Origin of the sequence: Bradyrhizobium sp. USDA 241 (genome assembly GCF_049739505.1) — a bacterium.
Classification (GTDB): domain Bacteria; phylum Pseudomonadota; class Alphaproteobacteria; order Rhizobiales; family Xanthobacteraceae; genus Bradyrhizobium; species Bradyrhizobium liaoningense.
The window spans coordinates 1,386,965-1,411,264 of record NZ_JBMGPZ010000004.1; the positions used below are offsets into that span (position 1 = coordinate 1,386,965).

The window sequence follows — 24,300 nt, forward strand, 5'->3', positions numbered from 1 at the left end:
GCCTCAGGCAGCCAGCGCAGCCTTGGCCTTCTCGGCGATCGCCTGGAACGCGGCGGGCTCGCTGATCGCGAGATCCGACAGCACCTTGCGGTCCACGGTGATCCCGGACTTGGCCATGCCGTCGATAAATCGGCTGTAGGTCAGGCCGAACGGACGGACGGCAGCGTTGATGCGCTGGATCCAGAGCGCGCGGAACGTCCGCTTCTTACGCTTGCGGTCGCGGAAGGCATATTGCATCGCCTTCTCCACGGCCGGCTTGGCGGCGCGGATGGTGTTCTTGCGGCGGCCATAGAAGCCCTTGGCGGCCTTGTAGACTTTCTTGTGCTTGGCGTGGGCGGTCACACCGCGTTTGACGCGAGACATGACAAAATTCCTTCAGAGATGACTTGGTTTTCGGATCGCCGCGCGAAGGCGGCACGAGGTGGCAGTGATCCTGGACGCGATCAGGCGTTCGGCAAGAAGTACTTCTTGACGTTGTCGCCGTCGGTCTTGAACAGCACGCGGATGCCGCGGAGCTGACGGATCTGCTTCTTCGTCCGCTTGATCATGCCGTGACGCTTGCCACGCTGGGCGTGCATCACTTTGCCGGTGGCAGTCACCTTGAAGCGCTTTTTAGCGCCCGATTTGGTCTTCAGCTTGGGCATTTGGCTCTCCTAATGGCCACAACAGAAATCCGCCCGTGAAGGCGGCTGGCCGTCTAAATTGCTCGTTAGAGCGTTGATTGTGCTCAGGTTTTTGCGAACGAGCGCGAAACCCGCACGAAACACCGCCACGGCAGCCCTTAATCAGCCGGGCGATGAAGGCTGGGCTTATGACAGAGCGGGAGCCAAATGGCAACGATGAACCGGCGGAACAGGCCCGGAGACTATCCGGTGTTGCCACCCTCATGTCCCCAGCCGTGTCGCCCGGAGCAGGACCCAAATGGCCCATTTGTCCCAATCGCCTTCGTATTTGACTGGTTTCGTCCGCCCGCGTCATCTGGCGGTGTTTGCCGTGCTCGCGGCCGTCATGCTGCCGACGACTGCCGATGCCCGCGTCGGCGGCTATGACGGCGTCTGGAACGTCACCTTCGCCACCACGAGGGGCAGTTGCAGCTCGGGCTACAGCGTTCCCTTCACTGTGGCGGGCAGCCGCGTCTCGTCCGCCGGCGGCGGCCGGGTCTCGGGCAGGATCAACCGCTCCGGCGCTGTGGCTGTCCATGTCTCGGTCGGCGCCTCCCACGCCAGCGGCGGCGGCCGGCTCGCCGGCATGAACGGCGCCGGCTCGTGGAGAGGTATCATCTCCGGCGACCAGCGCAGCGGCACCTGGCAGGCGACGCGGACGTAGTCGAACGAGCCATCGCCACAGCCACGGTGCGCTCCCTCCCCCGCCTGCGGGGGAGGGCTGGGGAGAGGGTGTTTCCTCAATCGAGAACCCCCACGAGGAAAATGCCCTCACCCGGCGCTTCGCGCCACCCTCTCCCGCAAGCGGGCGAGGGTGCAGCGGAGCGCGCGGCTTCCACCTTGACCAAAACAAAACGGCCCGCCGGAGATCCGGACGGGCCGCTGAAAACTCAGTCCTGAACCAAAGCGCTTCGCGTCAGCGCGGCGCCAGCACCATGACGACCTGACGACCTTCGAACCGCGCGTCCTGCTCGACCTTGGCGAGCTCGGCGACGTCGGTCTTGATCTTGTCCAGCAGCTTGGTGCCGATCTCCTGGTGCGCCATTTCGCGGCCACGATAGCGCAACGTGATCTTGACCTTGTCGCCCTCTTCGAAGAACCGCTGCATCGCGCGCATCTTCACGTCGTAATCATGGTCGTCGATCATCGGGCGGAGCTTGATCTCCTTGATCTCGACGGTCTTCTGCCGCTTGCGAGCTTCCGCGGCTTTCTTCTGGGCGGAATACTTGTACTTCCCGTAGTCCATGATCTTGCAGACGGGAGGGCTGGCATTCGGCGAAATCTCGACCAGATCCATGCCGGCTTCCTGAGCCATCCGGATAGCGACGACGGTCTCGACCGTGCCCTTGTTATCACCGGTCTGGTCGATCAGCTGGATCTGCGCATTGCGGATATCATCATTGATGCGCGGCCCGTCTTTGCTGGCAGCGGGCGGAGCTTTATTAGGACGGCGAATGGGTGGTTCTCCAAAGTTGTGAAAGAAGCGGCTATCTTGAAGGAAGATGCGTTTGCCGGCAAGCAAGTCGCTCATGCGGCGTGCGAAAAACCCTCAAATGCGAGGCATTTTGGTCACGCCTGAGCACGCAGACGACATAGACACCTTGCTTCTGTTCCGCAAGCGTCCCAAAGGGCGGCCAATGCAGCCAAGGGGTTGCATCGCGGGACGCGCCCGGACAGCTCAAACCGCACAGCCAGAGTAAATGTTCCATGACCGATATAATTCCTGATGCCATGCTCGACTTCATCGATGTGGGTGAGGGCCTGTCCGCACGCAGGATCGCGGTACGCAGTCGGCGCGGCCAGGGGCCTGGACTGGTCTGGCTGGGCGGATTCAAGTCGGACATGCAGGGCAGCAAGGCCTTGGCGCTGGACGCCTTCGCCCGGGATCACAGCCGCGCAATGGTCCGGTTCGACTATTCCGGCCACGGCGAGTCCGGCGGCGACTTCGCTGACGGAACCATCGGACGCTGGCTGGAGGAGAGCGTTGCGGTGTTCGAGCGATTTTGCGACGGCCCGCAAGTCCTGATCGGCTCATCCATGGGCGGCTGGATCGCGCTGCTGCTCGCGCGCGAGATCAAGAAGCGTCCTGGCAAGGCGTCGCTGGCCGGCCTCGTCCTGATCGCGCCCGCGCCCGACTTCACCGAGGCGCTGATGTGGAAGAATTTTTCGCCCGCGGTGAAGAAAGAGATTGAGACCAAGGGTGTCTGGATGCGGCCGTCGGATTACGGCGACGGCTCACCCTATCCGATCACGCGGAACCTGATCGAGGAGGGCCGCAACCACCTCGTGCTCGGCAGCGCCATCGATCTCGGCTGCCCCGTGCGCATCCTGCAAGGCGCGAAAGATCCTGACGTGCCATGGCAGCACGCGTTCGCGCTGACGCACCGCCTGCCGGCCGACGACGTCGTGCTGACCATGATCCAGGACGGCGATCACCGCCTCTCCCGCCCGCAGGACATCGCGCGCATCCTTGCCGCGGTCGCCGAGATCGGGTGAAATCATCACCCAGCATTCGGTGTCATCGCCCGACTTGATCGGGCGATCCAGTATCCCAGAGACGGCTGTGCTTGAGTCGAGAAGCCGCGGCGTACTGGATGCCCCGGTCAAGCCGGGGCATGACAGAGAACGGGGAAGGAGAAACGCCAATGACCACAACCGCCATGCTGCGCGCCTTCTGCGATGCGGTCCAGCAGCGCAACGGCCGGGCTTTTGCCGAACTGTTCACCGAGGACGGCGTCTATCACGACGTCTTCTACGGCGCCTTCGAAGGCCACGAAAAAATCGCGGCGATGATCGACGACTGGTTCTATCGGACGGCGACGGATTTCCGCTGGGACATGCACGATCCCGTCACCGACGGCACGACGCTCTATGCGCGCTACACCTTCAGCTACAAGTTGACCCTGCCGGAAGCCAATGGCGCGCGGGCTATGTTCGAGGGCGTCGCGATCATGACGCTGCAGGATGGAAAGATCGCGAGCTATCACGAGGTCGCCAACACCGCGCCGGCATTCGTCGATCTGAAGTTCGCGCCGGAGCGCATCACGAAGATCGTCGCCAGACAGGGCGCCGAGCTGAAGGCGCGGCCGGAGATGCTGCGGCATCTCAGCTGACCGTCATTCCGGCGCGCGCGAAGCGCGAACCCGGAACCCATTTCGCCTTTTTGCCTGCGGTCCAATGGATTCCGGGTCTGCGCCTGACGGCGCATCCCGGAATGACGACCGGAGAGAGGCGCGTGCTCCTACCGCTTCGACGGATTCGCCATCGGCTTTCGCTGCGCCAGTGCGGCGACCGTGGCGGTGCCGATCGGGCCCTGTTCGTCATAGAGCCAGCATTCGCCGATCGCGACGCCGTCGGTGGCGTGGTGGTTCACGACTTCGAAGCCGATCCATTCCGTGACCGGCAGGCGGTGCAGATAGATCGTGACGTCGCTGTTGATGTAGCCGAGCCCCTTGTCGCCGGCATTGGCAAACGGGCTGGCGAAATCGGCGCCGGTTGCGACATGGACGAACGGCGTCATCGGCACGCCCGCGACGAGCTCGCGCACCTCGCTCATCCAGAGCCGGCGCGGCCCGAGCGAGCCCATATGGCCGACGATCGGCCGCGTGGCCCACTTGCCGTTCATGCCGAGTCTGGCATCGGTGGGCTTGGGAATGTCGGCCGGCTTCGGCGCGTCCCAGTTCGGCGGCGACCAGACGTTGCCGTCGGGATTTTGCGTCTTGCGCAGCAGCTGGCACGAGGCGCGCGCCATACTGACTCCAGCGGAGAAGAATTCCGCTTCCACCACGCGTATGCGCATGCCATCGCGCACCAGACGCGTCGTCACTTCAATCGGCTTGTCGATGGTCGGCAGCCGAAACATGTCGACGGTGAGCCGTGCCGGCACGAACTCAGGGCCGGAATGGCGCTCCTCGATGGCGAAGCCGAGCAGGCCGACGATGACGCGCCCGTGCAGCGACTTCGGATCCCAGGGGCCATTGGCAACTTCCGTCGGGTGGAATGTCTCGCCGTCGCGGGTGAAGAAAGGCATGTTTGTCATGCGCGCGAGATTGCGGGAATGGGTGGGGAAATCAAGTGCGGTGAGGCGCATGTGCGCTCGCCAAACAAAAGGTGTCATCGCCCGGCTTGACCGGGCGATCCAGTACGCCGAGGCAGTCGTGATTGAGTCGAGGAGCCGCGGCGTACTGGATCCCCCGGTCAAGCCGGGGCATGACAGCGGAGAGTTAGGACGCAGCCAGCCACTCGTCACGCACGCTGTCGTCGTGCTCGTTGCTCGCCGCAGCAGACTTCATCGCATCAAACTCGGTGCGTTCCACCAATTGCCCAAGCGCCCACACCGCAGCCCCGCGCACCAGCGGGCTCGCATCGTCCAGCAAGCGCCGCGCCTCCTCCGCCAGCGTCGCCTCGCCCGAGTTGCCGATCGCAATCAGCACGTTCCGCAAGAACCGGTCGCGGCCGATGCGCTTCACCGGCGACTTCGTGAACAGCGCGCGGAACGCGGCATCGTCGAGCCGTGCGAGTTCAGAAAGCGAAGGCGCGCGCAATTCGTCGCGCGCCGCGAGCCTGGCCTCGCGCCCTTCCTGCGCGAACTTGTTCCAGGGGCACGCGGCGAGGCAATCGTCGCAGCCATAGATGCGATTGCCGATGGCCTTGCGAAATTCGCGCGGGATCGGTCCCTTGTTCTCGATGGTGAGATACGAGATGCAGCGTCGCGCATCGAGCTTGTAGGGCGCGGGGAACGCCGCGGTCGGGCAGATGTCGAGACAGGCCCGGCACGAGCCGCAATGATCGATCTCGGCGGCATCGCGCGGCAGCTCCAGCGTGGTGTAGATCGCGCCGAGAAAAAGCCATGAGCCGAACTCGCGCGAGACGAGGTTGGTGTGCTTGCCCTGCCAGCCCAGATGCGCCGCCTGCGCCAGCGGCTTCTCCATCACCGCCGCGGTGTCGACGAAGACTTTCACGTCCGACGGCGCGGCCGCGACCAGCCACCGCGCCAGTGCCTTCAGGCGCTTCTTGATGAGATCGTGATAGTCGTCGCCCTGCGCATAGACCGAGATCGCCGCGCGCGTCGGTTGCTCGAGGATCGCCAGCGGATCGGAGTCGGGACCGTAGTTGACGCCGAGCATGATCACGCTGCTAACGTCCTGCCACAGCCCGCGCGGATCGACGCGGCGCTCAGGGCTTGCGGCGAGCCAGTCCATGTCGCCATGGCCGCCGGATGCGATGAATTCGAGGAAGTGTCTGCCGGCACTCTCGATCGTGCCCGGCGCGGTGATGCCGATGCAGTCGAAGCCAAGCGTGCGTGCCTGCTCCTCGAGTGCGGAACGCAGCCCATCCATGTCGGAGGCAGATTTGATCGCCGTCGGATCCACGCTCGTCATGGCCGGACCTGTCCCGGCCATCCACGTCCTTGCGTCGCGCTCATGATAAGAGAAGGAACGTGGATGCCCGGGACGAGCCCGGGCATGACGATCCTCATCAGAAATCCAGGTCCACGTAGGTCCGCGACGCCGGCACGCCGGCCAGCCATTCGCTGAGCAGCGGACGGAACGACGGGCGGGATTTCACCCGCGCGTACCACGCCTTTGCTGCGTCGTCCTCGCTCCATGGCACGTCGCCCAGATAGTCGATCGCCGAGAGATGCGCCGCGGCGGCGAGATCCGCGTAGGTGAGCCGGTCGCCGGCGAGGAAATTGCGCGTCTGTGCCAGCCAGCCAATATAGGCCAGATGATAGCGCACATTGGCCTTCGCCGCGCGCATCACGTCGGCCGAAGGCGGGCCGCCGCCATTCTCCTCGCTCATGAAGCGCTTGTAGATGCGCTCGGTGACGAGCGGGTGCGAGACTTCCTCGAAGAACTTCTCGTTGAACCAGGCCATCAGCCGGCGCACCTCGACGCGTTCGCCGATCGTCTGCGGCATCAGGCGTTTCGGGCCCATCTCGGCACCATAGGCCTCGTCGACATATTCGGCGATGATGGCCGCGCCGGGAATCGGCGGCTGTTCCTCGTCCACCAACACCGGCGTGGTGCCGGCCGCATTGAGAAGCAGAAACGCCTCGCGCCGCTCCCAGCTGCGCTCTTCGATCAGCTTCAGATCGAGCCCGTATTCGCCCGCGATCAGGCGGATGAAGCGCGAATGCGGACAGAAGGGATGATGAAACAGCGTAAACATGAAGCCTTTGACTATTTGATGGTGCTTAAGAATCCATCAATGTTTGTGCGGCGCCACACTAGTCCCTCAAAACCGCGAGGCAAGGTCGTGATCGCGCATTTTGCGATTGCGGCATGGGAACGAATAGGCGAGAAGAGCCCCGCTTTTCCAGCCGAAATGGACCGTAAATATGTCAGACGCAATACGGGCAGTGATCCTCGGCATCATCGAGGGTGTGACCGAGTTCCTTCCCGTATCCTCGACCGGTCACCTCCTGCTCGCGGAGCGCTTCTTCCATCTCGGCGAAGGCGACTTTTGGGATTCGTTCACCGTTCTGATCCAGCTGGGCGCGATCCTGGCGATCGTCGGGCTGTATTTCAGGAAACTGTGGGACGTCGTGATCGGCCTGTTCACGGGCGATGCCGATGCGCGCCGCTTCGTGATCGGCGTGCTGGTGGCGTTCCTGCCGGCCGTGATCGTCGGCCTCGTCGCCGGCAAGTACATCAAGAGCCTGCTGTTCAATCCCTGGGTCATCTGCTTCACGCTGATCGTCGGCGGCGCCATCCTGCTCTGGGTCGACAAGCTCGATCTCAAGCCGCGCGAGCATGACGCCACCAGGTTTCCGCTGCTGATGTATCTCTATATCGGCATCGCGCAGTGCGTGGCGATGATCCCCGGCGTGTCGCGCTCCGGCGCCAGCATCGTCGCGGCGATGCTGCTCGGGGCCGACAAGCGCGCAGCGGCGGAGTTCTCGTTCTTCCTCGCCATCCCCACCATGATCGGTGCGTTCGCCTACGACTTCTACAAGAGCCGCGCCGAGATGACGATGGACCACATGGGCATCGTCGCGATCGGTTTCGTGGTGTCGTTCATCACCGCCATCATCGTGGTGAAGACGTTCCTGACCTACGTCACCCGTCACGGCTTCGTGGTGTTCGCCTGGTGGCGCGTCATCGTCGGCACGCTCGGCCTGATCGCGCTGGCGCTGGGCCATTAAAGCATGATCCGGAAAGGCGCGCAGCGGTTTTCCGAAAAGACCATGCTTAAACAACAACCTGAAGCGCGATGACGATTCATCCTAATCGCATCGCGCTTTAGAGCAGCAACTCGGTTGGTGCGCTCCCTCGCCCGCTTGCGGGAGAGGGCCGGGGAGAGGGATGTCTCCGCAGAGAGACTGCCGATGAGGCGAAAGTCCTCATCGCCGCGACGCCATTGCCGAAGCTAAGCGTCGGCGTACTCGAGCACGGTCGCCAGAGGCGGACTACGCTGTCCCGCAAGCAAGCGGGAGAAGCAAACCAGCCTCACACGCTCATGCGCTGGAACTGACCGGCGGCGCGGAAGCGCCAGAGATATTGCGGGGCGATCGCTTCCAGCGAATCGGGGGTGATGCCGAGGCCTTCCAGCGTCAGGCCGGCCGCCTTCGCCGCCTCCGAGACGACGTTGTCGCGCTCGAGCAGCGTGACCTGGTCCGGTGTCAGCTTGAACGCGCCCGGCGCGAATTGCAGGAAGGCGGCCTGGAAGCGGGCGAGGCCGAACGACAGCGGGATCAGCATCCGCTTGCGGTCGGTGATCTCCAGGATGGTCTCGATGATCTCGCGCATGGTCAGCACTTCCGGCCCGCCGAGTTCGTAGGTGGCGCCCGCCTTGGCCTTGCCGTCGACGGCATCCGCGATCGCGGTGGCGACGTCGCCGACATAGACCGGCTGCATCCGGGTAGTCCCGCCGATCAGCGGCAGCACCGGCGACATCCGGGCCAGCGCGGCAAAGCGGTTGGTGAACTGGTCCTCGGGGCCGAACATCACGGAGGGACGGAAAATCGTGGCGGAGGGAACCGCGGCCAGGACCGCGGCTTCGCCGGCCGCCTTGGCCTTGGCATAGCGCGAGGGCGATTCCGCGTCGGCGCCGATCGCCGAGACATGCACCAGGCCGGCATCGGCCGCGGCCGCCGCCTTGGCGACCGTTTCGGCGCCCTTGGCCTGGACGGCGTCAAAGGTCTGCGCGCCGCCCTCGGTGAGGACGCCGACGAGGTTGATCGCGACATGCGAATCACGCAGCGCCGCCTCGACCGAGGCCGGATAGCGCAGATTCGCCTGCACGGTGTGGACCTGTCCGACCTTGCCGGAGGGCTGCAGGTATCCGGCGAGTTCCGGTCGCCGTACCGCAACCCGGACCCGGTAATCGCGCTTGCACAGGGCCCGGACGACATTCCGGCCCAAAAACCCCGATCCGCCGAAAACCGTGACGAGCGTGTCCAGATTCGATGCCATGGGGGTGTCCGTTCCTGCGGAAAAGAGTGCGTCTTGTCAGGCTTTTATCGAGCCGGTTTGCGATGCGCAATCGGCATCCCGAACCGGGCCGCACGCATGAATTGACAACGGCGTCACCGAACCGTAGTAACCGCCTCCGTGCCCCAAACGGCATGCCCAGGTGGTGGAATTGGTAGACGCGCTGGCTTCAGGTGCCAGTGGCTTAACGGCCGTGAAGGTTCGAGTCCTTTCCTGGGCACCACCGCCAACCCAAGTGGTTGAAATCGCTCATTTGCAGGGAATTTGAGCCGCTGACCGGTACACAAAACCGGAACACAGCTCGTATGAACTATCGAATGGCCTACCTCTCGAAAGATACCGACTCTTCGTTCTACAGCTTCAGGGCACGGACACCCCTCGACGTCCTCAAAACCCTCGACAACGAGAGGGCACTTCTGACGTTCGACGAGTGCATGGGAAGCCCCGCATTCGCCGTTTCGGCGAAAATTGGAACCGAGATCAAGTTCTCCTTACGGACTCGCGATCATTCGATCGCCGAGATTCGCAAGAACCAAGCTCGGGACATACTCGCCAGACTTTGGGCAGCGCGACGATCAGAGCCAAGGCAGCTGACGCACATGCAGGTGCTCGGGCTCGCAGGTATCGTCCATGACCTATGGGTTGCTCACTTCGAACAAAATCCCGGTGACCGGGCAGCCTGGGTAGCACACAAGGGGATAAACCGAGCAGTGATGGAAGGCCGGCTGACCAGCGTGCCTGCCATCGTGCCAGGAGAAATGCCGGACGAGCGGCAATTCGCGATCGACCATTTTGGGGAGGAACTGACGGCGGGGATCAATGCGCTCCCCCTTTTGCCAGATCCTGACCGCGGCCTGGAAAATAGATTTGGCCTGCTATGCGACTGGGTGCTGACCAAGCACACAATGCGGGTCGACTACGCGACCAGGAAGAAGCTGCTGTCCGCCATCGCCATCGCTGGGCAAACCGCTCCGCGTCGTCTCAAGGAAAATGCAGACTTCATTTACGGCATCGACACGCACCGCGCGCGGTATCCGCAGCTCCATTCAGGCCGGACCCTCACCCAGGTTTTCGACAGTTGGCGAGCGGAAACGCAACCAGCTCCAAGTACCGTCTCGACATGGCGCGGGCACGTTCGGTCGCTGCAGGAGTTCGTCGGCCACGAACTGGTTTCCAGCCTGACGAAACATGACATCGTCGGGTGGAAGGACAAGTTGCGCCAGGACGGCATGGCGCCGAAAACGATCAATGACAGCTCTCTCGCCTGCATCAAGCGACTGCTGAACTACGAGATCGAGAACCACCGGCTGAGCGAAAATGTCGCCGACGATGTCCGAGTCAGTACCCGAGGACTTGCAGGCGTAAAGCCGCTTCCATACGACGACGATGAGGTCGTTCAAATCCTGATGCTGGCCCGGCAACAAAGGTCGGAAGCGCTTCGTTGGTTGCCGTGGTTGTGTGCATTTAGCGGTTCTCGCATCGGCGAAGTCAGCCAGCTTTGGAGCGAGCGTATCAAGCAAGTAGATGGCGTGTGGGTCATGTCGATCAAGCCGGCCGAGGACGGCGGCCGACTGAAGAACGCATGGAGCGAACGAGACACACCGCTGCATCAAGCGCTCATCGAGGAAGGATTCCTTGAGTTCGTTAGGGAAGCCGGGCCGGGGCCGTTGTTCTATGGGCGAAGCTCGGGCGATCCCAACCGAAAGCACGCATCGAAAGGCGTCAACAACCGGGTTGCGGATTGGATCAGGTCGCAAGGCTTCCGTGATCCGCGTAAGGCACCGAGCCATGGCTTCCGCCATTGGTTCAAATCCAAGCTCGGCGCGTTGGAGGTGCCTGACAGTTTGGCCGATGCGATCGTCGGTCACGCCAAGAGATCAGCTGCAGATCGATACCGCCACTACACTGTTGCAATCAAAGCGCCCGTCGTGAACAGGGTCCAGGTGCCGGGGATAACTGCGAGCAGTCCGGCTGAAGAGGCCGCAGAGTAGGGCCGCCAGCTGTGCGCGTCCGGCGGCCCTGTCATCACTTCGTTTTCTTAGGCGGCGAGGGATCGGCTACCGCAGGCTGGAGTGCAGCAGCCAGCTCCTCCGCTTCTCGCAAGGCGTCCGCGAGAGCGAGCTTATGGCCTGCAGGGTCGAACATCTCGAAACGTTCTCGGGCCTTGGCCACTCGTTCGAGAGCCTCCTGCTGTCGTCGCTCGAGGTCCTTACGAGCAAGGGCAGCGGAACGGGCGGCCCTGATTTCATCGGAGGCTTTCTGGCTGTCGCGAACGATCTTTGCCCGCTCCTGGCGGTGTGACCATCCCTTCGTGGAAAAGGCGTTTCGGCTCATCTCAGGCGCCCTCAGCTGACCGCCGCAGCATCTCGGCGCGATCCGGGTCGTTTTTCTCAAGCAGCATCTGCTGCGTCAGGTTGAAGCCGGCTCGGCTGAACGGGTTCGTCGGGTCCCCGTCATCCCTGCGAGCACTGCGCTCCCCAGCGGCGTAACGCTCAAGCTGCTGCGCATATTGTGGATCGTCGCGCTGGAGGAGCATCTGCTTGGTGACGTTCCAGTGTCGTTTCGAGAACGGGTTCTGGGTCAACAGCGATGCGCCCTGCGGCAGGCGGATCGGTCGGCCAGAAGGAGTAAAGAACCTCTTCGTTTCGGGCTGTCGGTACAACTCGGCCAAGTACGCGGTGAGGTCAGCCTCTGATCCGTCCTGGTCCAGGTATTTGATGGCGTGTCCGCCACCGGTGACGAGCCGGTCTGCGAAGTGCTCGACGAGGGCGTCTTCGCCTTCAGCGGTGAGCTTAAGGCCATGACGATCGATGATATCACGTAGGACAGTCGTGGTGTTTGCGCGGCCTGCAATGACTTGGGTCATGCGTTCGCCCTCTGGAGTTCGGCCAGCACGACACGGCGCAGCCAGGATGACCGTGAGATCAGTTCGGACTTGGCGCGTTCTTCGATGGCGGTAGCCATGGATTCGGGGAACACGGTACCGATTGTGACGGTCCGCTCGTTTCTTAGCAGGTCGAGATCGATTTCCTGCATGTTGGTCTCCTCAATGGGGTGGGTGGAGGGTGCGAACCGGTGGCGTTCGCAGGCCATCTCAGTTCAAGTAATCTTTACACTGTAAAGATACGATTTGTCAAGAGCAACAAGAGGTTATGAGGAGCTGCCAGCGAAAATTAGCGAATTTCGGTCTGGGGACCTTGGCGACAAAATGACTGTAAGATACTGATCTATAAACAGTTTTCCGATTTTCCCTTTTGGGCATTCGATCCATGAAAACGGAATGGTCCTTTTACAAGGACCGGCAAGGCACACTGGCGGGCACTCGCCCTAGAATGTGTCTAGGATTCAATAGGATCGTCGCTGGGTGCGATTTGCCGCCAGCGAAGGGTCAACCCTGCTGACCGATCCCGAAGCGCGCCAGCGAGCCTCCTAGGCCGCTCTGGGCCGATGCTGCTTGCTGCCCCGATCGTTGGCGGGTTCTGGCATGGGATGATTTACTCCGTAGGCGACGCTCGGCAGCCCGAGGTCCTGCCGCAGGCGTCCGGCGACCGCGGCGCGAGCACGAGCCCGGGCGGTCAGATTGCGGGACAGGCCATAGCGGTTGCCGAAAATGGGACCACCGAGCTGGATCACCCGCTGCAGAAACCGCCCCGCCTGGGGACTGTTCTTCGTGACGTACGTCAAGACGTTCGACGGACCTCCCTTGTGGTTGGTCTTAGTCTTGTAGTGGCAGGGCGTGACATCGATCTCGTCTGGGCCATCGCACCATCCTTTGACAACCTTATTAAACCTCCGCTGCATGTCACAGGGGACGTGCATCAGGACGTGCATGTGCTCCTTCATCCCGGTGTCGCGCTCGGACTCGCGGGTCCAGAGGCATGTGAACTCGAAGCCGTTGTCCCGCGCGAACTGCGCCAACTTGTTCCGCCATTTGCTCCAGGTCTTGACGCGCTGTGCCGGGTCCTGAGCGTCGATGCTGCGTGGCCGGAAGGTGACGAAGCGGTTCATCGGCTGACCGATGCTTCGGGCGTGATGCCATGCTGACTGAGCGTCTTTGACCTGGGCCAGCGTGAGGCTTCTGGTCACCTTGCGACGACCAATCTTGGTCTTGGTTGTCCAGTTCGCGTACCGGTGCGCTCCTGATGACGGAGATAAACCTACAGGATGGTGCTCCGCCCCAGTGCCTGAAACCATAGAAGGGACACTCTTCGGCTCCAGCTGGGGCGCGGAGCCGCTGACTGTCCAAGAATCCCGAGAAATTCGCAGTTCTTTGCAGCCACCGCCTTCCAAGAACTCCGTCTCAAGTTCTTGAAAGTTGTCGTTCGCGAAAATGGGTCCTTTTGGAAGTTCGAGGTAGGAGCGGGTCATCAGAGGTGGGGGCCTGTTCAAGAAAAAATTAGACCGCGAATGGTGATGCCTCGGTCCACCGGAGTCCACGCACATCGCGCCATTGCCGCGCGCCCTCCGGCTTTTCCCCGGCGCCGCGAAACTGCGATCTTGAAGTATTTTTAGGCAAGGCGGGCCGGTACGGACGTAGAACCCTGTTCCTCATCCGTTCCAGGAGCCATCTCTACGAAGTTCGTCGGCATGGCGACTGATTACCGAGGCGACGCCGAACAACAGCGGCGCTCGGGTCGCTGTGAACGAGCAGCAATTCCTGGTCTGCACCGGCGGGAACGCCAGCTCGACTAAAATCGGTCTTTTGCGGATTCGAACTCGGAATGGGTTGCTCGACCGAGGGGGTGTGCTGAATAAAAAAAAGTCCCTATCAAAAGTTGCTCTGTCATATTGTATAGCGCTTCAATTGTGGTCCGCATTGGGATGCGAGAAGGTGCGCGTCCAATTGGTTTCAATTAATTCGCGGAACTTGCTTGACCAAATGAAACCGTTTGTCGTACAGTTTGCCAGTTGCAGTGACTGGAGCTTGCTATTCAAATAGGTCCAAAGAGGAGGTTTTCGTATGACGAGCGTACTAGAAGGTGCGTCTGAAACGATTAAATGGCGCTTGATGGTTGAAGGGGCGAGGCGCGGGGCCGAGGCGGACGGATACACTTTGGATAGGGTGCCTGGACGCGGGCTGTCGAACGTTTGGGTGATCACGAAGTGGGGGAAGACCCGGAAGGCTTCGATCCGGACCACACGGGACCGCTGGTTCGCGTTCCCTCCCTTAGAGAATGGCAAGAAGTGGAAGACGCTTGACGAGGTTGATGTCGTCATTGTTGCCACCGTGGACGACCGCCACGACCCCAAGAACGTTGAGGTCTACATTTTCCCAGCGGCAGAAGTCCGGAAGCGTTTCGACGCCTCCTATGCTGCGCGGGTCGCGGCCGGGCAGACGATGCGGGACAATTTTGGGATGTGGGTGGCGCTAGACAAGAAGGAGCGGAACTCGCCAGCAGACGTCGGGTCCGGTATCGTCGACCATTACAAGCCGGTCGCCGTGATTCCGATTGCCGATTTGTTGGCGGATGCTGACGAGGAAATCGCCGAAGCGGCTTCTGCCGACGAGTCTGCCCCCGACGTCGATAACGATCCTCCTTTGACGATTCCGGAGGCAAAGCGCCGCCTGGCTCTGACCCTCGGGCTCAAACCAGAGAACATTAAGATCACCGTAGAGGCTTGATCGCCCGCGGGCGCATTTGCCGTCCTGGAGCTGGCGGCGCATCGCCCGCACCTGTCCGATAGGGTATGCCCTTACGAGCAGGCGGATAGGTGCAGAAAAAGATGTCCGTTAGGGCTGACCCCGATCAATGGACATGAAAATCATCGGACATAACCTTATCGGACGTTTCCATGGCAACTGTACTTTACGCTCGCGTCTCCACTGCCGACCAGACGATCGAACATCAACGCACCCAGGCCGAAGCGGCGGGTTTTGTGGTGGACAGAGTGATCGCCGACCACGGCGTCTCTGGGATCAGCACGAAGCTCGCCGAGAGGCCGGAAGGCCGGCGCCTGTTTGACATCCTAAGAGGCGGGGACGTGCTCGTGGTCAGGTGGGTTGACCGCCTCGGTCGCAACTATGCCGACGTCTGCGACACCATCCGCGAGTTCATGCGTGGAGGTGTGGTCATTCGGACGGTCATCAACGGGCTTACGTTCGACGGCGCCACGACTGACCCGATGCAGCAGGCCGTCCGAGATGCAATGATTGCCTTCATGGCTGCCACTGCTCAGGCCAATGCAGAGGCGATCAAGGAAGCGCAACGCAGCGGAATCGCCCTGGCCAGATTGACGGCGGAAACAAAATATCGAGGTCGCAAGCCTAGCTATTCGGCTGACCAGCTGGAAGCAGTGCGCTTCATGTTGAGCCAGTCTGCCGGCGTCGGTCAGATTGCAAAGGCGACCGGCTTGAGCCGCCAGTCCGTCTACCGCATCAAGAAAGATCCTGCCGCTGCCGAGGCTGCAGTTCAGAACTGGCCTTAACGTTCGCGCGTCGACCAACTCGAATCGTGATTCGGTGGGGTGATTCGCGGGAAATCGCCGTTCTTAGAGCCCCAAGAGCCTCGTAGGCGGCGCCTTCAACGATTATTTTCCACAAGATGTGCCGGCAAGCTACGTGATTGATTTGTTTTTGAAAACCTGTCGGATGCGAACAAGGTTCTGTACGTAACTTAGCTACGTACGGAAGAAACTTATTGATTTCAGATTTCGCTTCCATCAAAAAGTAAGCGCCGCAGGGGATCAGTCGCTAAACCTCTCCCTACGGCGCCATAGCAACCCTCATAGAAGGTCACTCCTCATGTTTACGTTCGACAGCACCCACGTCAAGTTCGTGCCCCACGGTTCCCTGGACGAAGCGGTCAATACTGCGCGATCCTCGGCTGGTCTCACCGGCGGCTACGCCAGTCCGTGTGTTTTGTTCCGTCAGGGCTCACGCACAATGATCGCCGGCGCCTTGCCCTTTAAGATGGTGATGGAGCGCCTCATCAGTGAAAGCGCTCCCGAAGCCAGCACCATCGAGCAGGTACAGGCGGCCCACAACCGGCCGGAGGATACTGGGCATTCCGAAGCAATCGGCGACTACATCGTCGAGAACGTTACCGGAAAGTTCATCCTTCCGCCCCTTACGCTCAACGTCTCCGAGGAGATCGTTGTCCACTCAGTCGAGTACCCTGACGGCGAGCCGCCGACCAAGAATGGCATGCTCATCATCCCCATGAGTGCCAAAATTGACATCACCGATGGGCAGCACCGCCGCTCTGGTATAGCTCAGGCATACCGGAAGCTCGGTCGGGAGAAGCAGAAGCTGTTGGACAGCAGCTCGGTTGTAGTCATGGTGACCTGCGAAGCCGACGTGGCTCAGGTCCATCAAGACTTCGCCGACTGCAGCCGGACCAAGCCGTTGGCGTCGAGCCAACTGGCAGTCTACGACCGTCGAAATCCCGCCAACGCTCTGGTGATCGATTTGATCGACCTGATCCCTCTCTTCTCGGGCAAGGTTGATAGCACCAGCGCGAAGCTGTCCAAGAAGTCGGCCGCCCCTTTCCTGACAAACCAGGTACGCCAAGTCATCAAGGTTCTCATGACGGGCGGCTACGGGATCGGCGAGATCGAGTTCGAGGAAAAGGCGAAAGCCGACCTGAAATCGGGAAGCAGCGTGGAGTATACGGCGAAGAGGGATAAGTATGTCGAGTTCCTCACCGCAGCCTTCGAAGCCGTTCCGCTCCTGAAAGAGGTCTCTTCGATGTCACCGGACCTCATGAAGACGCGCATACCAGCCTTCCGCGATGAGGGATGGGTCTGCCTGACGGCAACAGGTCTGAACATGTTGGCCCGCATCGGCTTCGAAATGATGCGGGAGAATGAGCCGGCATGGCGGGATTATGTATCTCGCCTCTCGCAGGTTGATTGGCGGCGCACTGCGCCAATCTGGCAGGGTAACGTTGTCTCGGACGACGGCAACCGCATCTCGACGGCGCACAAGGCGTTTCGCGCTGGAGTCGAGGTCCTCAAGGCGCAGATTGGCTGGCAGTCGAACGTCCAGGAACAGGAGGCACCTGACGGGCCCGATGTTGAAGAACCGGCAATTGGTGCTGCAGCCTAGGTCCTACTCCGAGTTCCATGATGATAAGCCGGGCGATCACTCGCCCGGCTTTTTTTATTCCTACTTGCCCCTCTTAAACGAAGCGCGCGACGGCTCCGACGAGGAGAACAAGCTGTCGATAAGATTGAAGTCATCGAAGCCGTTCCACCTCCCTTCTTGACGGTTGTCGACGAGTCGACAAGAATGGTCGCATGACAAGTAAGCCCCGCAACACTCGCACCGAAGACCGGAAGATCGTCGGGTTCAGCCTGTCACCCGCTCTGGCCAGCAAGGTCAAAGCGGAGGCCGGTCGCCGGGGCATCAGTCTTAAGGCTTTGTTCTCCGAACTGTGGGACCTCTACGAGAAATACGGCGAGGGAAAGAAAAAGCCATGAGTGCCCCCGAGCGGGAACTGGCTGCGCTCGCCGCTTCGTTCATCGGCAAAACAGCGAAGCTCACTGCGGCCGAGCGCAAGTTGATAGCGCGCGTGCCGAAAATCAGCCGCACCAAGATTGCCGAAACCCGCGCTGCCATCAAGGCTGGTGGAGATCCCCTTGGCGACCTGTTTTGCCAGCTGCGCAGCCCTGAGCTGCGTCGCGATATGGGCGCCGTCTACACGCCGGCCCCCATCGTCGACGCCATGCTGGCTTGGGCCTCGATCGCCCACGTTACTCCCGATCGCGTGGTGGATCCCGGCGCTGGCTCCGGCCGATTTCTGATTGCGGCCGCGCATTGCTTTCCGATGGCCGAATTAATCGCCGTCGAGGTGGATCCTCTCGCCGCGTTGCTACTGCGCGCCAACGCCGCGGTGCTTGGTTTTGCCAACCGCCTAAGCATTCAGCTCACCGATTATCGGGCGCTGGAGCTGCCGGCCATTGATGGCGCCACCTTGTTCATCGGTAATCCGCCGTACGTCCGGCACCACGACATCACCGACGAATGGAAAACCTGGTTTGCCGCCACAGCCGCGCGGCTCAAGTTCACGGCCAGCAAGTTAGCCGGCCTACATATGCATTTTTTCCTCAAAACCCGCGAGCTGGCCAAGCCCGGCGATTTTGGCGCGTTCATCACCGCCGCCGAATGGCTGGACGTGAACTACGGCAGCCTGCTCCGGAAAATGCTGGCCGATGGTTTGGGCGGCTCTGCCATTCATATCATCAAGCCGACTGCGCAGCCGTTCGAGAACGCGCTGACCACCGGGGCCATCACGTGCTTTCACGTGGGCAACCGGCCGAACACCCTCAGTATGCGCGAGGTCAATTCGCTTGCAGAGCTGTCGCCGCTTGCGGCCGGCCGCGAGGTTGCCTGGAGCGACATCGCGCATGCGCGTAAGTGGTCTGTCTTTGTGCGGGAGCAATCGCCCGTACAGCCCGGCTTTGTAGAGCTTGGCGAACTTTTCCGGGTGCATCGCGGCCAGGTCACAGGCAGCAATGCGACCTGGATCGAAAACGAAATGATGGCGGGCATTCCCGACCGCTACCTGCGTCCCAGCATTACACGGGCGCGCGAGCTGATCGCGGCCGGCAGTGCATTACGCGATGCGTCCCGTTTGAGACGTGTGCTCGACTTGCCGGTCGACCTTGACGAACTGGCGCCAGCCGAGCTGGACGCCGTGAAGCGGTTTTTGAGGTGGGCCAAGGAACGACAGATCGACACCGGCTATATTGCCGCCAGCCGCAAGGCTTGGTGGGCCGTGCAATTGCGCGAACCACCGCCGATCTTTTCCACGTATATGGCACGCAGCGCGCCGTCGTTTGTCACCAACCTTGCCCAGGCGCGTTACATCAACATCGCCCACGGGCTTTATCCACGCGAGCCGATGACTTCTGGCCAGCTTGAGGCAGTCGTATCCCACCTGCGGCGCTACGTCACCACTGAGGGCGGGCGGATTTATGCTGGGGGATTGGTCAAATTTGAGCCGCGCGAGCTTGAGCGCCTGCGAATACCGGCTCTAGATAGGTTGCATGAGTATACAGCCGATTCGGTGGAAGCTGCCGGAACTGCAGGTCGACGCAAAAACGGCGCGCGATCTGTTCCGAAATGAACGGGTAGGAGAGCCGCTGGCTCTCTACGAGAAGTTCTTTGCCACCTTCGCCGAGATCTTCCGCGGGACAATCGACCAACTTCCCAAGGTTGCAGCTGACCCGGTCGATGCGGCGCTCATCGCCAGCTTGGTTACAGGCCGCGACCAACAAAAAGTATTCCGCTATCTCACTGCGCCGCCGATCTCCGAAGATGATTTAAAGGCGCTCGCCGATACAACGCTGGCGCCGTCTGTGCTGGCTGCCGACGCCGAGCTGGCCAAGCGCGTGCGCGATACCGTGATGACGATTCTTGATCCTCACCGTTTCCCCTGGATGGTTCATCCCCGCCGTACAACAGGGCCGGCGCCGAACGCGGAAGAACTTGAACGCGCCGTGATCGCGTCGGCTGTCCTGGCCGCGGCCCGGGAGGTCGAAACCCACCGGCGCACCACCTCGAAAGAGGGCCAAGAACAAGCGGTCAAGGATTTGCTGACCAGCATAAACTTCAAGGAGGTTGCGGTTCGTGACATCCCCATGCTCACCGCGGCGCCACAGCCTGGCGAGTTTTGCGGTGAAACGCGACTAGCAGGTACCCGCGCCGACGTCGTGGTGCGGCTACATGACGGGCGCGTTATGGCCATCGAATGCAAGGTCTCAAATTCATCCGTCAATTCCTACAAACGGATCGTGCATGACACCGGAGGCAAGGCGGCGACGTGGTATCGAACCCTGGGTGATGCTCAGGTAGTGCCAGCGGCAGTGATGAGCGGCGTCTTCAGCGTCGCCAATCTTGAGAATGTGCAAAACAACATGCGCGTTGCGCTCTTCTGGCAGCACCGCCTGCAGGACCTCGCGACGTTCGTCAAAACAGCGAAATAGGGGCAGCCTGCTAGGCTCTGGGCCGCGAGGGCGCCGGGACGGTGACTTACAACGGGAATGTCTTTCGATTGAGAATCCGGTGACCATGGCGATCCCTGATTACCAAACGTTAATGTTGCCAGTGCTCCAACTTGCCAGCGAGGGGGAGCAGCGGGTCGCCGACGTTGTTGATCTTCTCGCGGACAGACTCGGACTGACCGAGGAGGAAAGGCAGAAACTTCTGCCAAGCGGGCGGCAGCGCGTTCTGCATAACCGTATTCACTGGGCCAAATTCTATTTGACCAAGGCCAGTTTTCTCACCTCGCCGGGACGCGGACGATTTGCCGCCACGCAAGCAGGCAGGGAGCTGCTCGCGGAGAAGCCGGCTCGGATTGATGTTTCGGTGTTGATGAGGCAGCCTGAGTTTCGAGAGTTTTATCGGAACGAGGGTGGTGGGGCATCCAGCACGGCTGCCACCTCTGCTCCCAGCTCGACTGGCTCTGACGCGACAACGCCTGAAGAGCAGATCGAGGCAGCCTATCAGACCCTTGAAGGCACTCTTCGCGCCGATCTCCTAGATCGGATCGCGAAGAACAGCCCTGCCTTCTTCGAACAGTTGATCGTTGAACTACTCGTGGCCATGGGGTACGGAGGTTCCCACAAAAATGCCGCTGCCCAGCTTGGCCGATCTGGTGATGGGGGCGTCGATGGTGTGATCAATGAAGATCGACTGGGGCTCGATCGCGTTTACATTCAGGCCAAGCGCTACTCGGCTGGAAATGCCGTGGGTCGGCCGGACGTGCAGGCTTTTGTTGGCAGCCTTGTTGGGCTCGGCGCGAGCAAGGGCGTCTTTGTCACCACCTCGACCTTTAGCGCCCAGGCGCGCGACTTCGTAAAGCACCTTTCGCAGCGGGTCGTCCTACTCGATGGCGCAAACCTAGCAGACCTGATGATCGAGCACGGTATAGGCGTCCGAACGAGCTGAACCATTGAGTTCAGACGCCTCGACGAAGACTTTTTCGATGAAGCATAAGCCGGGTTGCTATCGGCGCGCGGTCGTTTTCGACACACAAACCGCTGCATAACGCCGGGGTCGAGCTACCCGCGAGCTTCTGCAGGTGGTGTTTCTCATTGGCAATTGCAGGAGTGTCTTTCGCTACGCCTCCATGCCGGCATTGTATCGAAGCTCGTCGGGATCCGGCATCGTTACCATTCGTAGTACCTCATGGCCTTCTGCGAACACCCGCTCGCCCGGCGACATCGATGAAGATCGGGAATTCGGTGAGAGGACAAACTTGCGGACCTCGACGACTGGTCGACGACCATTAAGGTAGAGCTGATCAAGCGCGTGATAAAGACCGGCCAGGAAGCCAAACAGCTCCTTGACTTCCTCGACGTTAGTTCGCGCCAAGACCTGTTCGACCGTAGCTTGCGTCTTCTTGTGGGCGAAAACGAAGTGGCGGACGTCTCGATACTTGTCCTCGTAGACACGACGCCACTTTGCGACCTGCTTCTTTAAGTCACGCACGTCTTGCACTGTCATATCGTAGGCGTCGGCGGCGTAGCGGTTAGCTTGTTGCTGGGTCATGGAGCCGGAGGCGACCCTTCGCGAGGCAAGCCCCGCCTTTGTAAGCAGATGTAGGTTGTCGTTGGTAACCCGCATTAGCTTGTCAATGTTGTGATCCGACTTGGGATCTTGGTCGAATATCCGACCGAGCGTGACGAACGCTGCCAACAGCATTGCGTGATGGGTCGTCCGCCAAAAAAGAGGTGTGGTTTTGATGTTATTGAGGACACCCTCATCCGATGCGGCGAGGGTTCGCACCGACAAGTACGCAAAAAAATGCTGCTGGGCGGTCTCTTCCTCAGTTCGGAAGACCTCCAACTCCTCTTCAAATGAATTGGTCAAGAAAAGCCCCCTCTGGGTCAGATCGTGATATAGGGAACTCGGGGAGGAAGATAAGGGGCCGCCATGGTTATTCGGCAGGATCTGAAGTTCTTGTCACCTCCTCAAAGTCTTAACCCTCTGACTAGCTAATAGAATATTGAGAGTTGCTGCTTCTTAATTGGTGGGATGATACGGTCGGGGCTTGGCGCAGGGCTCTTCAAGGTCTACCTTCGATATGAACCCCTTGTGTTTGCAAGCCGCCAGAAAGCCACTATGAGCGACGTCAAAGAACGATACGTGGAAGCCTTGAGAAGCGTCAAAAGGCGGGCCGAACAGGCTAAGACCACCGGTGATCGCTCTCGGGAAGAGCAGAGGGTGTTTGATGCTTTCCGCCGTAATGCTCGGGAGGACTACCGGACTTTGAAGAAACCCACTCGCCCGGTTAGGGGTGAGCGCTAACGTCCCTTCCCTGTGACGATCCACGGAGGCACGGGCTCGCGGTGTGCGATTCCGTGCACGCGGTCGAAAACCCAACGGTGCGAGCTTCCATTATCGGATCTCCCATCGAGAGAGTGTTCGGTTTTAATCTGAGTGCTGAGCTTTAGGTAGAGCGCATCTGCCTCACGGGGCAACTCCAGTTGCTCGACTCCTTTAATCTCGTCCTTCCACAAGCCCACGCTTGTCTGCTGGCCAAAGTGACCGTGGTCGTTCTGGCGCGAAATCAACCCGAGGCTTGTGAAGCTTAGAACCGAAGATCCCGGATCCTCAGCCAGAACTGTGGCGTATCTCGCGGGCCAGCGCGTCTTCAGTTGTGCTCCATCCATCAGGAGCGCAATTACAAGATTTGGCCCGATCGCCCGGAGCACCGATTGACAAGGATCAACTCTTGCGAGGTCCTCACAAATCAACGTGGTGAGGCTAGTGCCTCCGCGGTAAACTAGAACGTCTAGACTACGACCTAGAAGGTCCAGACGCTCCCACCAACTCTTGTTGGGATCGAGATCGGATTCGATCGCGTAATCCTTGATCTGGGAGCCGTTGAGCTTCCATCTATGGTGCTTCTCTCGGACCAAAAAAAGTTCTTGAAGTCCAGCAACGTCAGACCACTCGCTTCCGAGCAAGAAAAATGGTGCGATGGCAACGAAGTTTCCGGGCCTGCCATCCCGATTGGTGCTAATGCCAGAAATAAGGAAATCGATGTCGTATTCGGCCAGCGCTCGGGCAAGTCGATTGAACAAGGCGTAGTCGAGCGCAAGTTCAGGCAAAATAACCGCGTCAACGCGGTCACCTTTGGAACGAGCCTCGTCTACGAGATCACGAATAAACGCTACAAGTTCTCTACGCCTCGTGCGGTCTAAGGAGCCGGGAAGCCAAGATTGTTCCACATCGAACCATCCCCATCGACCGCTATTGTGGACTCCGCCATTCTGGAATGCTCCATCCACCACCCGATATGGAAACGGTACCAACAGGAGACCTAAATCTTCGACCGGAGCTGTGCTTTCAGAACTAAATGGAGAAAGCACCCAGCGGGCTCGCACTTGCCCTTGCCCTGGGAGAAGGGAGAGGTGATGGCTTAAAGAACGGAGTGTACATCCCACGCCTGGTGTCAACGACTTCGGCTGGACACACAGAACGCTGCGGGCCGCAGTAGAGAAAGTGTGCGGTGCTCGTTGCACTTGGCGGAACTCGTCACCTGACAAAACATCGTACTCCGCCAACCCAAGTGCAATCGGCTCAAAAAATGGATTCTGCGGATCGAAGCCAAGGTCACGCGATGCCTCGTCGGCGATCATTAGCAACTCAAGCGCAATCAGCCACCACTCGGGCGCAGGGTCGTCAGGATCAAGCGATACAAAAACCTCCTCTCCTGAGTACTCCTTGAGTTCGAGCCACAAGCTATTCACGCGATGTGGTACTCGGGGAAGCAACCCAGCGCGCCGCGGCCCTTCGCGCCAAATTCTGCCAACGTGTCGGGCCCGGTTACGCATGCCTGCCGTGACAGCGAGATGCCGATTTGAAGTATGGGCTGTGCTTACGGCTGGTGCGATGTGATGGTAGGCCCCGCTCGCCTCAAGCAGGTATGCGCTGAACGCAAATAAGTCAGCTGGCAGAACCGGTGGTGTATCAAATGGATCTTCCTGTGTCGGTCTGTCGGGAAAGATCGTCCTGAAAGTACGACGCAACGTCGCCATCTTGTCCCCGAATTCGACCCACAACCGCCAGTTATTAACTTACTTGGCCACAATGATTAGGCTAGTGCTTTCTTGACCAGTCGTGTCGCGATGAAGCTATACTTGCTGGCTTGTTTTCGGTACACAAAGCCGGTACACAAATCCAGCCGGTTGGGTCAAATATCCCAGCGAAATCAAACGCATTGCGGTTGGGCGACCCAGTCCTTTCCTGG

The 24,300-nt window shown here is 60.5% G+C and carries 25 protein-coding genes and 1 tRNA gene; 13 read left to right on the plus strand and 13 right to left on the minus strand.

The window, feature by feature from the left end:
- Positions 1-3: 3 nt before the first annotated feature.
- Together rplT and rpmI are read right to left on the minus strand one after the other, a co-directional pair.
- Positions 4-363, minus strand: a complete 360-nt coding sequence (gene rplT / locus ABIF91_RS16370) for a 50S ribosomal protein L20 (protein WP_028179126.1) — start codon at positions 361-363, stop codon at positions 4-6.
- Positions 364-443: 80 nt separating this feature from the next.
- The gene (gene rpmI, locus ABIF91_RS16375; protein WP_028179127.1) at positions 444-644 is read right to left on the minus strand and encodes a 50S ribosomal protein L35; all 201 of its coding nucleotides are present in this window, start codon (positions 642-644) and stop codon (positions 444-446) included.
- 277 nt (positions 645-921) lie between these two features.
- On the opposite strand from rpmI, the gene ABIF91_RS16380 reads away from it, so the two are divergent.
- Positions 922-1,326: a hypothetical protein gene (locus tag ABIF91_RS16380; RefSeq protein ID WP_284278954.1), complete on the plus strand. Its 405-nt coding sequence runs from the start codon at positions 922-924 to the stop codon at positions 1,324-1,326.
- A gap of 252 nt (positions 1,327-1,578) precedes the next feature.
- Here the strand turns inward: ABIF91_RS16380 and infC are convergent, their stop codons facing one another.
- Positions 1,579-2,118, minus strand: a complete 540-nt coding sequence (infC, locus tag ABIF91_RS16385; RefSeq protein ID WP_080659921.1) for a translation initiation factor IF-3 — start codon at positions 2,116-2,118, stop codon at positions 1,579-1,581.
- A 251-nt stretch (positions 2,119-2,369) separates the two neighbouring features.
- On the opposite strand from infC, the gene ABIF91_RS16390 reads away from it, so the two are divergent.
- The gene (locus tag ABIF91_RS16390) at positions 2,370-3,158 is read left to right on the plus strand and encodes an alpha/beta hydrolase (RefSeq protein WP_028179130.1); all 789 of its coding nucleotides are present in this window, start codon (positions 2,370-2,372) and stop codon (positions 3,156-3,158) included.
- A 149-nt stretch (positions 3,159-3,307) separates the two neighbouring features.
- The gene (locus ABIF91_RS16395; protein ID WP_424579246.1) at positions 3,308-3,775 is read left to right on the plus strand and encodes a nuclear transport factor 2 family protein; all 468 of its coding nucleotides are present in this window, start codon (positions 3,308-3,310) and stop codon (positions 3,773-3,775) included.
- A 128-nt stretch (positions 3,776-3,903) separates the two neighbouring features.
- On the opposite strand, the gene ABIF91_RS16400 is transcribed toward ABIF91_RS16395, so the two are convergent.
- The 3 genes from ABIF91_RS16400 to ABIF91_RS16410 all read right to left on the minus strand — a co-directional run bounded on the left by ABIF91_RS16400 (position 3,904) and on the right by ABIF91_RS16410 (position 6,833).
- Positions 3,904-4,701 carry an acyl-CoA thioesterase domain-containing protein gene (locus ABIF91_RS16400; RefSeq protein WP_028179132.1) on the minus strand — a complete coding sequence of 266 codons (798 nt, stop codon included), beginning with the start codon at positions 4,699-4,701 and terminating at the stop codon, positions 3,904-3,906.
- A gap of 184 nt (positions 4,702-4,885) precedes the next feature.
- On the minus strand, positions 4,886-6,043 hold the full coding sequence (gene queG, locus ABIF91_RS16405) for a tRNA epoxyqueuosine(34) reductase QueG (protein ID WP_162131586.1): 1,158 nt from the start codon (positions 6,041-6,043) through the stop codon (positions 4,886-4,888).
- A gap of 97 nt (positions 6,044-6,140) precedes the next feature.
- The gene (locus ABIF91_RS16410; protein WP_028179134.1) at positions 6,141-6,833 is read right to left on the minus strand and encodes a glutathione S-transferase family protein; all 693 of its coding nucleotides are present in this window, start codon (positions 6,831-6,833) and stop codon (positions 6,141-6,143) included.
- A gap of 169 nt (positions 6,834-7,002) precedes the next feature.
- Between ABIF91_RS16410 and ABIF91_RS16415 the strand changes: the two genes are divergently transcribed.
- Positions 7,003-7,809, plus strand: a complete 807-nt coding sequence (locus ABIF91_RS16415; RefSeq protein ID WP_028179135.1) for an undecaprenyl-diphosphate phosphatase — start codon at positions 7,003-7,005, stop codon at positions 7,807-7,809.
- Positions 7,810-8,113: 304 nt separating this feature from the next.
- Here ABIF91_RS16415 and ABIF91_RS16420 read toward each other — a convergent pair whose 3' ends face one another.
- On the minus strand, positions 8,114-9,079 hold the full coding sequence (locus ABIF91_RS16420) for a complex I NDUFA9 subunit family protein (protein WP_028179136.1): 966 nt from the start codon (positions 9,077-9,079) through the stop codon (positions 8,114-8,116).
- Between the two features lie 154 nt (positions 9,080-9,233).
- On the opposite strand from ABIF91_RS16420, the gene ABIF91_RS16425 reads away from it, so the two are divergent.
- A tRNA-Leu gene (locus tag ABIF91_RS16425) sits at positions 9,234-9,320 on the plus strand.
- A 16-nt stretch (positions 9,321-9,336) separates the two neighbouring features.
- Positions 9,337-11,088 (plus strand): tyrosine-type recombinase/integrase, encoded by a 1,752-nt coding sequence (locus tag ABIF91_RS16430; protein WP_424579247.1) that lies wholly within the window; start codon positions 9,337-9,339, stop codon positions 11,086-11,088.
- Between the two features lie 34 nt (positions 11,089-11,122).
- Here the strand turns inward: ABIF91_RS16430 and ABIF91_RS16435 are convergent, their stop codons facing one another.
- The 4 genes from ABIF91_RS16435 to ABIF91_RS16450 form a co-directional block, all read right to left on the minus strand.
- The gene (locus tag ABIF91_RS16435) at positions 11,123-11,431 is read right to left on the minus strand and encodes a hypothetical protein (RefSeq protein ID WP_424579248.1); all 309 of its coding nucleotides are present in this window, start codon (positions 11,429-11,431) and stop codon (positions 11,123-11,125) included.
- A gap of 1 nt (position 11,432) precedes the next feature.
- On the minus strand, positions 11,433-11,963 hold the full coding sequence (locus ABIF91_RS16440) for a hypothetical protein (protein ID WP_424579249.1): 531 nt from the start codon (positions 11,961-11,963) through the stop codon (positions 11,433-11,435).
- The gene (locus ABIF91_RS16445; protein WP_424579250.1) at positions 11,960-12,133 is read right to left on the minus strand and encodes a hypothetical protein; all 174 of its coding nucleotides are present in this window, start codon (positions 12,131-12,133) and stop codon (positions 11,960-11,962) included. The genes ABIF91_RS16440 and ABIF91_RS16445 overlap by 4 nt, the downstream gene beginning before the upstream one ends.
- Positions 12,134-12,526: 393 nt before the next feature.
- On the minus strand, positions 12,527-13,465 hold the full coding sequence (locus tag ABIF91_RS16450) for a hypothetical protein (protein WP_424579251.1): 939 nt from the start codon (positions 13,463-13,465) through the stop codon (positions 12,527-12,529).
- Positions 13,466-14,189: 724 nt separating this feature from the next.
- Here ABIF91_RS16450 and ABIF91_RS16455 point away from each other — a divergent pair.
- The 7 genes from ABIF91_RS16455 (at position 14,190) to ABIF91_RS16485 (ending at position 20,990) form a co-directional block, all read left to right on the plus strand.
- Positions 14,190-14,720, plus strand: a complete 531-nt coding sequence (locus tag ABIF91_RS16455; RefSeq protein ID WP_424579252.1) for a hypothetical protein — start codon at positions 14,190-14,192, stop codon at positions 14,718-14,720.
- A gap of 170 nt (positions 14,721-14,890) precedes the next feature.
- A complete protein-coding gene (locus tag ABIF91_RS16460) occupies positions 14,891-15,523 on the plus strand; it encodes a recombinase family protein (protein ID WP_424579253.1) in 633 nt (210 codons plus the stop codon).
- Positions 15,524-15,839: 316 nt separating this feature from the next.
- A complete protein-coding gene (locus ABIF91_RS16465; protein WP_424579254.1) occupies positions 15,840-17,144 on the plus strand; it encodes a DNA sulfur modification protein DndB in 1,305 nt (434 codons plus the stop codon).
- Between the two features lie 191 nt (positions 17,145-17,335).
- Positions 17,336-17,518 carry a hypothetical protein gene (locus ABIF91_RS16470; protein ID WP_424579255.1) on the plus strand — a complete coding sequence of 61 codons (183 nt, stop codon included), beginning with the start codon at positions 17,336-17,338 and terminating at the stop codon, positions 17,516-17,518.
- Positions 17,515-19,167 carry an Eco57I restriction-modification methylase domain-containing protein gene (locus tag ABIF91_RS16475; protein WP_424579256.1) on the plus strand — a complete coding sequence of 551 codons (1,653 nt, stop codon included), beginning with the start codon at positions 17,515-17,517 and terminating at the stop codon, positions 19,165-19,167. The genes ABIF91_RS16470 and ABIF91_RS16475 overlap by 4 nt, the downstream gene beginning before the upstream one ends.
- A complete protein-coding gene (locus ABIF91_RS16480) occupies positions 19,088-20,026 on the plus strand; it encodes a XamI family restriction endonuclease (protein WP_424579257.1) in 939 nt (312 codons plus the stop codon). Before ABIF91_RS16475 ends, ABIF91_RS16480 begins: the two co-directional genes overlap by 80 nt.
- Positions 20,027-20,111: 85 nt before the next feature.
- Complete coding sequence (locus ABIF91_RS16485; protein WP_424579370.1) at positions 20,112-20,990, plus strand: restriction endonuclease; 879 nt, start codon at positions 20,112-20,114, stop codon at positions 20,988-20,990.
- A 171-nt stretch (positions 20,991-21,161) separates the two neighbouring features.
- Here ABIF91_RS16485 and ABIF91_RS16490 read toward each other — a convergent pair whose 3' ends face one another.
- Together ABIF91_RS16490 and ABIF91_RS16495 are read right to left on the minus strand one after the other, a co-directional pair.
- Positions 21,162-21,914 carry a hypothetical protein gene (locus ABIF91_RS16490; protein WP_424579258.1) on the minus strand — a complete coding sequence of 251 codons (753 nt, stop codon included), beginning with the start codon at positions 21,912-21,914 and terminating at the stop codon, positions 21,162-21,164.
- 434 nt (positions 21,915-22,348) lie between these two features.
- Positions 22,349-23,791 (minus strand): hypothetical protein, encoded by a 1,443-nt coding sequence (locus ABIF91_RS16495; protein WP_424579259.1) that lies wholly within the window; start codon positions 23,789-23,791, stop codon positions 22,349-22,351.
- Positions 23,792-24,300: the final 509 nt, after the last annotated feature.